The organism is Sedimentisphaera cyanobacteriorum (genome assembly GCF_001997385.1).
Lineage (GTDB): Bacteria > Planctomycetota > Phycisphaerae > Sedimentisphaerales > Sedimentisphaeraceae > Sedimentisphaera > Sedimentisphaera cyanobacteriorum.
This window is the reverse complement of sequence record NZ_CP019633.1, coordinates 2,412,246-2,425,601: the sequence shown is the minus strand read 5'-3', so window position 1 is coordinate 2,425,601 and position 13,356 is coordinate 2,412,246. Positions and strand designations below refer to the sequence as shown.

The window sequence follows — 13,356 nt, the reverse complement described above, 5'->3', positions numbered from 1 at the left end:
CTGCTTGGATAAGAACATAAAAATGACCGTTGCCTACGACGGCAGCGCATATCACGGCTGGGCAAAGCAGAGGGATACTGTGAGCGTGCAGCAGACCCTCGAAGAGGCTCTGGCAGCATTGTTTGAGAAGAAGGTAAACGTTTGCGGTGCAAGCAGAACCGATGCCGGCGTGCACGCACTCGGGCAAACAGCAAATATGGTTGTCGATACGCCGATACCGCTGGAGAATATCAAAAGGGCAGTAAACAATATCCTGCCCGCTGATATCTGCATCACGGATATTGAAGAAGTGCCTCTGGATTTCGACCCCATCGGCTCGCCTGTGAAAAAGCATTACCGATATACGATCTATACCGGCACCGGCAAACCCGTTTTCAGCTGGCGAACCCTCTGGCATTACCCCCGCCCCCTCGATACAGCAAAAATGGCCGAGGCTGGAAAGCTAATGGAAGGCACAAAGGATTATAAGTCTTTCGCTTCGGCAAAAGATTACAGGACAGACAGCATCAGAACGATTTTCCAGTGCAGCGTAAAGGCGGAAGGGGAGTTTGTGATTATCGATGTGGTGGGCAGGAGGTTTATGTATAATATGGTGCGGAATATGGTGGGAACTCTCGTGGAGGTGGGCAGAGGAAGATGGAAGCCCGAGAAGATACAAGAGATTTTCGCCGCCAGAGACCGCAGAGCCGCAGGACAGCTCGCCCCCCCAAACGGCCTCTGCCTGATGAAGATATATTACTAATAAAGACTATTTATTAATAGCAGTAAAACAGCATTGTATTGGTATAGTAAGAATTCTTGTTTTAATGAGGGTTGGATAGAATGAATTATGATGAACTTGAAATCAAGCAGCCAAAACAAAGCGAGGATTACGAGCAATGTTCAGACTTTGTTACACGTACTATTGAGAAGATAATTCAGGAGGCAGTTGATAAGCGGAAAAATCAAATTATTATAAATACCAATCTTAAACTTGGCTTGCCAATGGAAAACATTAATAAAATTGGCGGGCCGATAGTTGAAGCTTGGGCGTTCGAAACCTTCTACAATATTTCAGAAGACAATGGTAATAAGTACAATTTGATTAACGTTGAAGCTCAGCAAAGGCTTCACATGGCAGATGTTGTTCTGCAATTCAAGAAAGAACGTGCATCTGAGACAGGCGTTACTTCAGAAGTTGATGTGAAAGCCACTTCGGAAGATTTTCAAAGCAGCGGAAGAGCACCAAATATAACATCTTTTGCAAGGATAAGATCGGCCTTTGTTCAAGACCCTGATTATATGTTCATAATCCTTTCTTTAAAGTATAAAGTTTATTCTAAGAGAAATCCCAAAACCGGCCTTATTGATGGTATAATGGAAATCGTGTCGCATAATGCCTACGACTTGAAGTACTTGTCAGATTCAGATATATGCTTTAATCCTTCATTAGGGACTGGACAAATTCAAGTCCGTGATATACATTATGTTAAGATAAAAAAAAGAACGACATGGGAATTATGCAAATTGCTCGACCGAAAATATATAGATTCCCAAAAAGGTTTTGACCAATGGCTGAAACTCGCAAAGAAAAATGGATGGGTTAAAATAGATGAGTAACACAAGATTAATTACAGGTGATGCTGTAAAGCAAATGCAGGAAATTGACAGCAGCTCGATTGATCTGATAATCGCAGACCCTCCTTATAATCTTGGGAAAAATTACGGCAATAATTATGATGCCAAAAAATTCGATGAGTATTTATCCTTTACAAACTCTTGGCTTCAGCAGGCTCACCGTTTATTAAAGTATAATGGAACTGTATATGTTTTCATGGGGTTTCGATTCATTTCTTATTTATTCAATATCCTTGAGCGAGACCTGAAAATGTATTTCAGGAACTGGATTGTTTGGCACTATACGCAAGGTATTGGTAAAACTAAGGGTTTTTCCCCCCGCCATGATGACATACTTATGTTTACAAAATCGGATGAGTTTAAGTTTAATCTGGATGCTGTTCGAGTCCCGCAGAAGTATTACAGAGAACGAAATAATATGAGAGGGGCAAACCCTGGTGATGTTTGGGAGTTTTCTCACGTTCATTATTGTAACGGAAACAGGCAAAACCACCCTACTCAAAAACCGGAAGGGCTAATTGAACGAATGGTTCTTGCCTCCTCCTGCAAAGGGGACAGAGTGTTAGATCCATTTTCCGGAAGCGGGACAACCTTGAGGGTTTGCCAGCAATTGAAAAGAGATTGTATTGGTATTGAGATTAATTCTGATTATGTAAAAATGACTCAGAAGAGGCTGTCTGAGCCATTCAAAGGCTTCGACAGCGTTGATCCTCGAATGGAAAGAGTTCCCTTAGACTTAAGGCGGCCTGATATCAGAGATGAGTATTTAGAAAATCATAAAAAATGGTTTTTGTCTAATCATGAAAACGCTATGAAAAAATTTGTTCAGTCTGTTGAGTCTGTTTACGGCGATCAATCCTCAAAACAATTAAGCCTCTTTGAATAAATGCTATTTGGGAAGCAGAGAAATTTGTTGAGTTATTTATTAACTGTTCGTTAATCTGCACTCTGCATTTTTCACAGCTTAAGCATAAAGATATGATTTTTTGGGGTGGTTAGGGGCGGGGCAAACATTTTCTTAAAAAATCGGCAGCATTAAAAAAATAGCGTTGAACTTTCTGTGATATATTATATTATATAGTTTCAACGTTCTTAAAGCTGATATTTTTACTGGAGTATTGAAATGCTGCGTAATTGTTTGTTTTGTCTGGTCTCGCTGAATCTTTTTTGTTTTGCTTCTTTAACAGCTGAAAGCTTTGAAGGCGGAGAATATGCCCTTGCAGGCTGGTCTGATAATACAGGAGCAAAGAGTTGGGAATTTACAACAGAAGACTCCAGCAGCGGGGATTATGCTCTAACTTCCTCCCCTGAGATAGCTGAGGGTGATATAATCGTTCTCGAGATAGAGGTTACTACAAACCGAATAGCCTTCGATTTCAATCCGTATTTCCAGCCTTATGATCAGGCCAAGTTTTACATAGACGGCATATATAAGGGTAATCTGCACTTCACATCCACTGGCTGGCGTGAATTAGAATATAATATTGATTATCAGCCCCATACATTCCGCTGGGAGGTTTCTCGGCAGGGCAGCTATTACCCCGAAGAAAATCATTTCATGCTTCTGGATAACATAAGGTTCGGCTATCAGCTCCCGGGCGAGGGGACGAAAATCAATCCCTACCTGATAAGCTCCGGCGATGATTTTGCTTACATCTACAGCGAAAGGGAGCATCTCAGCGGGAATCATTTTGCCCTTGCCGGCGATATAGACCTAACCGGCTTCGGGCATAATTCAGGCGAGCCGGAAGACGAAACAGCTGAGTTCTACCCGCTCGGATACGATTCATCCTGCAAATTCTCAGGTTCATTCGACGGACGCGGATTTAAAATCAGCAGCCTTACCTACCACGCAGAGGAGTACCCATTCGACAGAAACAAAGGCATATTCGGATTTATAGCCGAGGGCGGAGTTGTGCGGAATCTTCACGTGAGCAATTTTGACATCATTGGCCATTACAGCCTTGCAGGTATCGCAGGTACAAATGAGGGAGCAATTTATAACTGCAGCGTTTCGGGGAGAATAGAGGCTTCAGGTCAATACGGAGCTGCCGCAGCGGGCATAGCAGCAGACAATTCTGGAACAGTAAGAAACTGCTCAGCAGATATTGAAATCTTATCCAGCTACGGAGCTGTTGGCGGGATTGCAGCCAAAAATTCCGGCGGAAAGATACAAAACTGCTCAGCGGTAAACCGCATTACTTGCAGCAGCGGCGGAGTTAGCGGGATTGCTGCAAATTTATCCAGCGCCTCGGGCAATGGAATTATCTCCGGATGCACTGCAAACAATATATTCCTCGGTTCAGAAACTAAAAACGGATTTTATTACGGAGGCATTTGCTCAACCAACAACACCGGCTGCTCTATTACCGGCTGCCTGAGTACCGGCTCAGTTTACGGGAATCAGTATGTCGGGGGTATTACGGGGAAAAACAAAGGCGAAATACTCTGCTGTGAAAGCAGAGCCGATATCTTCGGGGGAACTTACTGCGGAGCAGCCGTGGGCGAGAACGATACGAATTACGATATCGCATACTGCACTGCAAGCGGCGATGTTTTGGGCTGGGGCGAAGAAATTCCGGCAAATGCAAGCGGATTTTGCGGCCTCGCACGAGATCCGATCGAACAGTCATTCAGCTGCGGGTTTGTCTCATCCGCAGAAGGAGACTCCAACTACGCATTTGCATACCCCTGGCAGAGCGGGTTGATAATAGACTGCTTTTACAATTATTCAACCGCCCTCGCAGGAGAACGGTTTGCAAACACTTCTGAAGAGCCCTCAAATGCTGCTTACACGCTATACAGCAGCACCGTTACCGATTCTCTGAAATACATCAACAGAGGCTGGAACTTTGATTCGATGTGGGAAATGGGCTCGGATATGCCCGTACTGCGTGAGGACTGGCCGATATTCTTTGCAGACAGAAACGCCGATATGCAGACCGGCATGAGCGATTTAGATACGTTCAGGCAGAAATGGTGCGCCAGCCCGACAGCAGATAACAGCTGGCGAGAAGGAACAGACTTCAACAAAGACGGAGACATCAATAACATAGATTTTGCGTTTATGGCAAAGATATGGTAATCCCCGATTACGGTATGCCTAAGACGCTTACAGCACGTTCATAGTGTAGAAGCTGTGGTACTGGCCTCCGCTGGCGATCAGCTCTTCGTGGGAGCCTTCTTCTGTTTTCCTGCCGTCTTTGAGAACGATAATCTTATCCGCATCCCGCACAGTTGAGAGGCGGTGGGCGATAACAATCGTCGTTCGGTCTTTGCTGAGAAGCTCAAGAGAGCTTTGTATCAGGGCTTCGGATTCTGAGTCCAGAGCGCTTGTGGCCTCATCGAAGATAAATATCGGAGGATTCTTCAAAAACACCCTCGCGATGGAGAGCCTCTGCTTCTGTCCGCCTGAAAGCTTTACGCCCCTTTCTCCAACAAGAGTATCAAAACCGTCGGGCAGAGACTGTATGTATTTGAGGATATTTGCCTTTCGGGCAGCTTCTATTATTTCCTCTTCCGAGGCGTCGAGCTTTCCGTACATTATGTTCTCGCGAATCGTTGCATCGAAGAGAAAAGCAGACTGCTGAACGATTCCAATATTCTCGCGGAGAAACCTTCGCTTGAGCTTCATTATATCCACCCCGTCGATGGTTATCCTGCCGTTCTGCGGCTCATAGAATCTGGGCACAAGCGATACAATCGTAGATTTGCCCGCTCCCGATTCGCCCACCAGAGCGGCTGTTTTGTTCGCCGGTATGGTGAGGTTGAGATCCTTCAAAACATAATTCTTACCGTCGTAGCTGAAGGAAAGGTTTTCAAATTCAATATGCCCCTGAACATCGCTGAGCTCTACAGGGCTGTCGCAATCAACTATATCCGGCTCGATTTCCATAATCTCAATGAATCTCTCGAAGCAGGCAAACCCCCTCTGAAGCTGCTCTGAAAAATTAACAAGCCTCTGTATGGGTTTCAGGATAAGGTGCACGTACAGTATAAATGCCACAAGATCGCCCGCTGTGAGCTGGTCTGCCTTTATCAGAAACACGCCAACGCAAATCACAACGAGAAAATACGATTCTGTCAGCAGAGTCATCACCGAGAAGAAAATGCTCATAATCCCGTACATACGCTCCTTGGCTCTTTTGAAGCTGTAGTTTACAGAGTGGAATTTTTCAATCTCTTCCGGCTCGTTGGCAAACGCCTTAACCTCTCTGATCCCCTGCACAGAATTCTCAACGGAGCTGTTGATATCGGCAATCTTCCTTCGCACTCGCCGAAAGCCCTTTCGCATCATCCCGCCGTAGAGTATGCCCCAGGAAATAATAATTATCAGCGGGATAAGCGCCGCCCCCGCAAGAATCGGATTGAAGCTGAACATCATTATGAATGCGCCGATAATCACAATCGCCGAAATGAGCAGATCTTCTGGGGCGTGATGAGCGATTTCCGCTATCTGGTTGAGGTCGTTGGAGATTCGGCTCATAATATGGCCGGTTTTTACGTTGTCAAAATAATTGAAGCTGAGCTTCTGGATATGACGGAATATATCTGCGCGCATATCCGTTTCCATACGTACGCCGAGGATATGCCCCCACTTCACACGTATAAATGCAAGTATTGATGCGGCAGTAACCATACCAAACAGCACGGCAATGCTGATGCTTATGGCCTGCATATTCTCTTCGGGGAGATGGTCATTCAGCAGTCTTCTTGTGATTACGGGGATAAAAACGGTAATAGCGGAGCCTATAACCGCTGCACCGAGCGAGAGAATCAGAAGCCCCTTATGGGGCTTGTAGTATTGTATGAATTTTTTCAGCATTTATGTTCTTGTCAGCTTCCAGTGCGAAGCCATTTGATGTAGTCCTCTGCCACTTTCCAGATGTCGCCTGCACCCATGGTAATCACCACATCCCCGCTGTTGATATTTTCCTTGAGGTAGCTGAGTATGCCGGTGAACGAATCTATAAACACCGCCTCGCTGCCTTTTTCTTTGATCTTTGCCACCAAATCCTGCGAGCTCACCTGCTTTGTGCTCTCGAGGGTATCGCGTACGAAATATATTTCAGGAACTATCACAAGGTCTGAGAGTTCGAAGCTTTGGGCGAAATCGTCCATAAAAAATCTGGTTCTGCTGTACTGATGCGGCTGGAAAACGCATACGATTCTCTGCGGGCGATACATCTGGCGAACTGCCGCAAGCGATGCCCTGATCTCAGTGGGGTGGTGGGCGTAGTCGTCTATTAGCTTTATCCCCTGCCTTTCAGCAAGCACCATAAGCCTTCTGTCTATCCCCTCGAAGAGCCCGGCAGTTCTGATGAGCCCCTCAGTTTCAACGCCCTGACTGCCGAGGGCTGCTATCGCTGCAAGGCAGTTGTAAACATTATGCACCCCGGGAAGCTCAATGTGAATACGTCCGGTTGGGTAGCCGTCGTAGCAGAGCTCAAAGCTGTAAGTTCCGTCCTCAAGCTTCAGGCCGGATGCCTTATAATCAGCATTGGCCTCAATGCCGTAGGTAATAATATCTGCCGGCTCTCGGCCGAACGATTTCATTCGCTCGTAGTAGCTCTCAAGCAGGGGCTTATAGTATCTGTCGTCTGCATTCAGAATAATCTTCCCGCCAGGCTTAACCCCCGCAAGAAACTCGCTGAAGGCGCCGATAATATCATCAATATCACGGTAGTAGTCCAGATGGTCGAGGTCTATGTTGGTGATAACGGCTGTTTCCGGGCGGATATTGATAAAGCTTCTGTCGTATTCGCAGGCCTCCACGATAAAATCGTTTCCCTTGCCAACCCCGCTTGAGCCCTCGAGCTGCTTGATATCTGCGCCCACAATGTAATTGGGCGAATATTCCAGACGAGAAAGCATAAATGCCGCCCAGCCGCTGGTGGAGCTTTTTCCGTGTGTGCCCGCGAATGCGATTCCCTTGTGCTGATCTACTATCTGACCGAGCATCTGGGCGTATTTTAGCACGCGGAAGCCCTTTTCCTTTGCGTATTTCAGCTCGGGATTATCGCTTCCTACAGCCGCAGAAATTACAACCGCATCCATTTCTCCCGCAGCCTGAAGCCACTCCTTCATATGCCCGATCTTTATATCAGCGCCGAGGCTGTTGAGCTTTTCTATTACAAAACCGCCTTGCCGGTCTGAACCGTAGATCTCAGCACCGCTGCGCAGAAGCACCATCGCAAGGCCGCTCATGCCAATACCGCCCGCTCCGACAAAGTAATATTTTTTCCCTGCAAAGCTCTTCATTTTTTCTCCATAGTCTTAAAACTTTTCTAATTGCAATTATAAACTAAAAACCCCGTTTCTTCCAGAGCCAAGCGAAAGATTGGACATAAAAAACAAATACAATTAAGCGTTTTGAAGCCGGCAAATCAGTTAGGCCTTTAGAATAAAAAAAAATTTTTCGAAAAAAATCAGCAGTTGAAAACATACTTTTATGAGGTTATGAGGTTAGATATTTTTTCAGCTAAAAGGAGAAGTTATGAATAATAAAGCTTTTACGCTGATTGAGCTTTTGGTGGTAATCTCAATCATAGCCCTTTTGATGGCTATCTTGATGCCCGCTCTGGGCAGGGCGAGGGAGCAGGCAAAAATGACCGTCTGAATGTCTAATATGAAAGGGGCGGTAACCGCTGTTACGGCTTATCATGCAGACAATTATGACTACCCGCCTCACCCAACCTCCGGCGCAAGGCCGAATCTGCTTGCCCGAACCAAGGCCAATCAGGACACCATCCTCTACAACTACCTCAAAGGATATGTGGATGATGTTACCCTGTTTAACTGTCCTGTGTCCGGCTTCGACAAAACTACCGTTGCCATAACCCAAGGCGGGGATACCTACACCTATCAGGAGGCTTACACAAACAAGGATAATGTGCTCTCAGATAACAGCATAGACTTAAACTGCTCCTACGCCCTTTACTGGAATTTCAAGTCTTACTACCAGAATTCAAGGAATGTGGCAAGCTTTATGGGGCCGGGGAAGAAATCTAAAGGCCGCAATAAACTGCTGATCAGTGATTACATGGGCTATTACGACCAGCTCAGGCCAAATCAGAGCTGGGTATGCTCGCATAAATTCAGCGGCTCAGCTGTGGGAAGGTCGAGCAATGATGCAGGCGTGGAAGACCCGCCATACCATGTACTCAAAGACGCTAATCCATCAGATAATATTGAGCAGGACAGGGACGGATTTACTGTGCCCAGCGGCGATCTGTTCGGAAAAACCGAGCTCAACTGCGGCTATATCGACGGCAGCCTTCTCAAATGCAAAGGCACTGACACCATCCAGATGATTGCAGCAGGTGCGCAGTGGTCTTGGCAGTTTATGCCGGACAAAGACCACTGGAAATAATACCCCGTAAAAAACGAAAAATGTCTGCCGAAAGCTTTATTTCCCGGCAGACATTTTTAATACGAGTTCTTCAGAGAAGCGGGCAGGGGAGAAAATTCCACTAATGCCGCAGCGATTGCGATAATAACCTGCGAGAATCTCAAGCAATTGTGTTTTAGAAATTGCTCTTGAGGAAATCCCCTACCGCCGGCATAAGGTTTATCCCGTTTGCCCGAACTGAGAAGCCGTGGCCGGCGCCCTCGATGAATTTATGCTCAAACGGAAGCTCTTTCTCTTTCAGCAGCTCCGCTAATTCCCTCGAGTGTTCAATATCAACCACCCTGTCTTTTGTTCCGTGGATAATCAGTATCGGAGGCTCGCTACCCGCTAAATGTTCCACTGGCGAGGCAAGCGCCCACTCTTCGGGGCGTTCATCCCTCGGTGCTTCGATAAACATACTGCCTCCCTGTTTGCGAACATCCGGAACGCCGTAGAAATTGATTATGCAGCTTACATCATTGCCCTTATCCTTATACAGTCCGCCTTTATTAAGCTCTTTGCTGCTGGCTGAATAGCCTAAGAGCATTGCAAGATGCCCGCCTGCTGATGAACCCATAACAGCTATCCTCTCGCTGTCTATATTCACAATCCCGGATTTCATAAAGCGAAGTGCGCTTTTGCAGTCGTAGATGTTCTGCCGCCATGCACCTTTAACCAGCCTGTTGTTTGGGCCTCTTCCTTCAAATTCGCTGAGCTTGTAGTCTATGCTTACTGCAACATACCCCTTCTCAACGAAAAATCGTGCCCAGTCTGCCGGATTCCGCATCTTTCTGTTTCCTGCTCTCCAAGCTCCGCCGTGAATAAAGAGAACTGCAGGTCGCTTTTTGGTGATAGTGCTTACAGGCGAATATATATCGAGCTTTTCTTCTCTGTCTTTGCCCAAATATTCAACGCCGTCATAGAAATGATACTCCACGCCGGATTCATAAAACTTGATTTTATAATCCCCGAGAATCTCTTCCGGCTCTGCTGCAAATAATGAAACAGCAGCTATTGCAAATAGCAAACCGACTGGCTTCATACGTTTCTCCTTAAATAAATAATTGTTTCCGATTTACCGTTTTTCAAACTTCTATTCTTTTGGTTTTGTATTTTAACAGACGATAATTCGAAGGCAAATATTTCAAAATACATTTTCATTGTCTGCAAAATGTTTTGGGCACTATCAGAAAGAAAGACATGGTGCTATTATAAATGGAAAAAATTAAACCATTTATTTAAAAGGAGCCTGCAGCAAGTCAATTTCATTCTTGTATCATATCTTTGGTATTCGAGGAGTTCAATACTTAAGTACAGATTTTTTCAGGGCAAGACCCTATTCTCTGCCATTATTTCGCCTAAGAATGTGAGATGCTCAGTTTTCAGTTCACGAAACATAATCCGCAAAGGCTGTATAGTACGCACATTTCACACACTGCCTGTAGGCCTTCGTTATACTTTCTTAAAAACTATAATGCTTCTTCTTATACAGAAAGGCAGGCTGATCAAAACGGGCTTTATGACGTGGTTGGCAATGCTTGGGAATTGGCATACAAAGAGGGCAGCAGTGGGCCTTATGTATGCGGATTCTGTCTTTTAACCCCTCGCAGTGTAATCTCAGAGACCTACAGCCTGAGCAAACCCAACTGTAAAAGGAATGGAAATTCTCTGCTGGGTTTCAGAGCGGTAATTAATATCGATCGTCAAAATTAAAAGCGTCTCTGTGCTCGGCAAGCTCAGTATAATTTCATTCGGATTTGGCAGTTTGTCTAATGCTTCTTACCACAAACGCCTGCCTGAAGACCGCAGTTTTGCAAGCTCTGCTTCTAGGTATTCTCTGGCCTTGTCTGCCTGCTCGTTTTCGCTTTCTTTGAAAGGATTCTCTTCAAACGGGTCGTTTATTATATCGAAAATTCGGCCGTCGGAATAATACTTCCATCTCTTATTTCGTATTATGTGCAGGTGCTCGTCTTTATATTTAACGGGGTCTTTGTATCTGCGTGAGGTTTTGATAAAACCGCCCCAAGAGTAAATCCAGTCTCTGGCGTTTGAGCTGTCGCCTTTGAGCAGGGGAATAAAGCTTCTTCCGTCTGTTTCCAGCCCTTCGGGCAGTCTTGCTCCTGCAGCATCGCAGAACGAGGGAAGGATATCGGAAAAGTCTATCAGTTCCTCAGTAACCACCCCACTTTTCAGCATACCCGGACAGTTCGCAATAAACGGAACAGCTGCCCCGAGGTCGGATGTCTTGTATTTTCCGCCCTCCACCATACGATTTCTGTATTCTGAACGGAGCTGCTTTGCCTCCCAAACATTGTCTGTGCCGTTATCGGCGGTGAATATCACGAGCGTATTATCTCTCTGTCCTGTCTTTTCAAGCACTTCAACAAGCTTTCCAACGAGCTTGTCTGCATAGCTGAGCATATCGCTGAAATACTTTGTTTCGCCTTCGAAGCCAAGGAATTTATCTATGGCGGATTTACCGCCTTCTTTTATCACATCGCTGTCCGGCGTGGGCATAAACGGGCGGTGGCAGAGATTCATATGATATTCCATAAGCCAGGGCTTTTCTGAGTCTCGGGATATGAAGTCTTTGGTAAACTCATAGAATAAATCCTCGGCGTATTCGTATCCCGGGTCTATATGTTTGCCGTTTTTGTAAAGAGTTGGAATCTTCCAGAAAACGTTTCCTTCATCCCTCTTTGAATAAGAGAGCATTTTGGGGTGATCTAATGAAAGATACTCATCGTAGCCGGCCTTTTCTATGCCTTTGGGCTGTTCATCCCAGTCTTCAAGCTGCCATTTCCCAGCAATTGCGGTGCGGTATCCGTTTTGCTGGAGGATCTGCGGGAAGGTGGTTTGGTCGTCTTTGAGTTCGCGCCATTTTGTGTAGTTGCGGAAGCTGTATTTCCCCGTGAGCAGCTCTACCCTCGTTGGCGAGCAGATCGGTGTTGCATAGCAGTTCTTGAAACGCATACCCTCTGCAGCGAGCTTGTCTATGTTCGGTGTGCTGTAAGACTCCCCGCCGTAGCAGGAGATTGTTTCTCGGCCTATATCATCTCCGAGGATGAGCAGTATGTTCGGCCTTTTGATACTGTTAGATGATGTTATAGCGCTGATGTTTCCGCATCCGCCTGAGGCAAAAACCGCTGCGGCCGAGCCGATGGATTTCATAAAGCTGCGTCTGCTCAGATTTTTCATAAAAGCTTCCTCTGCAATTGGGTTTCAAGTTATATCGCAGTATGCTAAAATACATTTTGTTAAGGGGCCTTTTAAATTCTATACTAAAACGTTTTTTCGTAAAGTGAAACTTGCTTATTGTGCTTCATATTTGCACATTAATTGGGGCACATCTTTGTTATTAATGCTTTGTTTTGCTGCGATGTTTGCAAAGAGCTTTATCCACTGATTGTACAGATTTCTATTAAATGTAAAAAGCTGTCATTTAATAAGTTGCAAAATATTTACGTGATTTCAGATAATGCACCGCCAAACCGAGCGCCGCTTAAATTCCGCCGTTGGGGGATAGTTGCTGCGGCGGGTGCCAAATGGGTCAACTAATTATCAGTGAAGATTTGTTTTAAATCTGGGTAAACACTGCTTATGTGGTATCTCCGGAGAAGGTGCAGGGTTTGAGTCAGTTTTAAGTTTTGTATATTTCAGCCCTGCTTGGAAATCGAAAAGATGTACTTGTCTCTGAAGGCAGCCGGCTTTGAAAACTTGTAATCGGCAAAGGCCTGCTTGTAGCAGCTTAGAGGCCTTTTTACCTCGTAATAGCGGTTTTGGATTATCTGTTCAGAGAGCCAAGAGGTAACGATAAAAATCCCGCCCGGTCTAAGCATTTGGTCGATGTTTTTCATAGCAGATACGAATTTCTTCTCGCCTACGATATGCTGAGTAACATCAATCATTACGATCACATCGAATTTTTCCTTCAGCTTTCCCTTTGCTGCGTCGAGGGTTTTGAATTTGCAGTTGGGGTATTTCTCCTTTAGCTGCTTTACTGTAACTCTGCTTATATCTATGCCGGTGTAGTTTTTGCAGCCCTGATTTTTGATTATATCTGTGTAGAAGCCTGTTCCACACCCTATCTCGAGCACCTTCATTTCTGAAAAAACCACACCTTGAGCTTGGCAGAAATCAATGAACGTTTGTCTTGCCTTTTCATACATCGCCCTGTTTTCCTCCTCGGAGCGGTTTTTGTATCCCACTCTCTGAAGGGAATCGATATTTTTCGAGCTGTGCAGTTCGTTCCAGTATTTTCTGGGCATATAAACAGTTCTGAGCTTCTTTCTCAGAGCCCAGTATGGCTTGAACGGAAGCTTTATAATCTCCTTCAGACTGCTTTTCAT

The 13,356-nt window shown here is 45.4% G+C and carries 11 protein-coding genes; 6 read left to right on the top strand and 5 right to left on the bottom strand.

Annotated features, from left to right (window positions below; translation table 11 throughout):
* Window positions 1-4 precede the first annotated feature (4 nt).
* The 4 genes from truA (at window position 5) to L21SP3_RS09765 (ending at window position 4,702) form a co-directional block, all read left to right on the top strand.
* Entirely contained in the window at window positions 5-742 is a 738-nt protein-coding gene (gene truA, locus L21SP3_RS09780) for a tRNA pseudouridine(38-40) synthase TruA (RefSeq protein WP_123785181.1), read from the top strand.
* Window positions 743-822: 80 nt separating this feature from the next.
* Window positions 823-1,599: a restriction endonuclease gene (locus tag L21SP3_RS09775; protein ID WP_077541025.1), complete on the top strand. Its 777-nt coding sequence runs from the start codon at window positions 823-825 to the stop codon at window positions 1,597-1,599.
* Window positions 1,592-2,503, top strand: coding sequence for a DNA-methyltransferase (locus L21SP3_RS09770; protein WP_077541023.1), 912 nt, complete (start codon window positions 1,592-1,594; stop codon window positions 2,501-2,503). Before L21SP3_RS09775 ends, L21SP3_RS09770 begins: the two co-directional genes overlap by 8 nt.
* Window positions 2,504-2,740: 237 nt before the next feature.
* The gene (locus L21SP3_RS09765) at window positions 2,741-4,702 is read left to right on the top strand and encodes a GLUG motif-containing protein (RefSeq protein WP_123785180.1); all 1,962 of its coding nucleotides are present in this window, start codon (window positions 2,741-2,743) and stop codon (window positions 4,700-4,702) included.
* A 27-nt stretch (window positions 4,703-4,729) separates the two neighbouring features.
* Here L21SP3_RS09765 and L21SP3_RS09760 read toward each other — a convergent pair whose 3' ends face one another.
* Both L21SP3_RS09760 and murC read right to left on the bottom strand, forming a co-directional pair.
* Window positions 4,730-6,442: an ABC transporter ATP-binding protein gene (locus L21SP3_RS09760; protein WP_077541019.1), complete on the bottom strand. Its 1,713-nt coding sequence runs from the start codon at window positions 6,440-6,442 to the stop codon at window positions 4,730-4,732.
* 11 nt (window positions 6,443-6,453) lie between these two features.
* Complete coding sequence (murC, locus tag L21SP3_RS09755) at window positions 6,454-7,878, bottom strand: UDP-N-acetylmuramate--L-alanine ligase (RefSeq protein WP_077541017.1); 1,425 nt, start codon at window positions 7,876-7,878, stop codon at window positions 6,454-6,456.
* Between the two features lie 235 nt (window positions 7,879-8,113).
* On the opposite strand from murC, the gene L21SP3_RS09750 reads away from it, so the two are divergent.
* A complete protein-coding gene (locus L21SP3_RS09750) occupies window positions 8,114-8,236 on the top strand; it encodes a type II secretion system protein (RefSeq protein WP_077541016.1) in 123 nt (40 codons plus the stop codon).
* On the top strand, window positions 8,237-8,989 hold the full coding sequence (locus tag L21SP3_RS09745) for a hypothetical protein (RefSeq protein ID WP_077541014.1): 753 nt from the start codon (window positions 8,237-8,239) through the stop codon (window positions 8,987-8,989). It begins immediately after the preceding gene.
* Window positions 8,990-9,143: 154 nt separating this feature from the next.
* On the opposite strand, the gene L21SP3_RS09740 is transcribed toward L21SP3_RS09745, so the two are convergent.
* The 3 genes from L21SP3_RS09740 to L21SP3_RS09725 form a co-directional block, all read right to left on the bottom strand.
* On the bottom strand, window positions 9,144-10,049 hold the full coding sequence (locus L21SP3_RS09740) for an alpha/beta hydrolase (RefSeq protein WP_077541013.1): 906 nt from the start codon (window positions 10,047-10,049) through the stop codon (window positions 9,144-9,146).
* 737 nt (window positions 10,050-10,786) lie between these two features.
* Window positions 10,787-12,205 (bottom strand): sulfatase-like hydrolase/transferase, encoded by a 1,419-nt coding sequence (locus L21SP3_RS09730; RefSeq protein WP_077541009.1) that lies wholly within the window; start codon window positions 12,203-12,205, stop codon window positions 10,787-10,789.
* A 458-nt stretch (window positions 12,206-12,663) separates the two neighbouring features.
* On the bottom strand, window positions 12,664-13,356 hold the full coding sequence (locus tag L21SP3_RS09725; protein ID WP_077541007.1) for a class I SAM-dependent methyltransferase: 693 nt from the start codon (window positions 13,354-13,356) through the stop codon (window positions 12,664-12,666).

Coding starts and splice junctions, on each gene's coding strand:
- L21SP3_RS09775 (WP_077541025.1), top strand. CDS start 823: ATGAATTATGATGAACTTGAAATCAAGCAGCCAAAACAAAGCGAGGAT.
- L21SP3_RS09770 (WP_077541023.1), top strand. CDS start 1,592: ATGAGTAACACAAGATTAATTACAGGTGATGCTGTAAAGCAAATGCAG.
- L21SP3_RS09765 (WP_123785180.1), top strand. CDS start 2,741: ATGCTGCGTAATTGTTTGTTTTGTCTGGTCTCGCTGAATCTTTTTTGT.
- L21SP3_RS09760 (WP_077541019.1), bottom strand. CDS start 6,442: ATGCTGAAAAAATTCATACAATACTACAAGCCCCATAAGGGGCTTCTG.
- murC (WP_077541017.1), bottom strand. CDS start 7,878: ATGAAGAGCTTTGCAGGGAAAAAATATTACTTTGTCGGAGCGGGCGGT.
- L21SP3_RS09750 (WP_077541016.1), top strand. CDS start 8,114: ATGAATAATAAAGCTTTTACGCTGATTGAGCTTTTGGTGGTAATCTCA.
- L21SP3_RS09745 (WP_077541014.1), top strand. CDS start 8,237: ATGTCTAATATGAAAGGGGCGGTAACCGCTGTTACGGCTTATCATGCA.
- L21SP3_RS09740 (WP_077541013.1), bottom strand. CDS start 10,049: ATGAAGCCAGTCGGTTTGCTATTTGCAATAGCTGCTGTTTCATTATTT.
- L21SP3_RS09730 (WP_077541009.1), bottom strand. CDS start 12,205: ATGAAAAATCTGAGCAGACGCAGCTTTATGAAATCCATCGGCTCGGCC.
- L21SP3_RS09725 (WP_077541007.1), bottom strand. CDS start 13,356: ATGAAAAGCAGTCTGAAGGAGATTATAAAGCTTCCGTTCAAGCCATAC.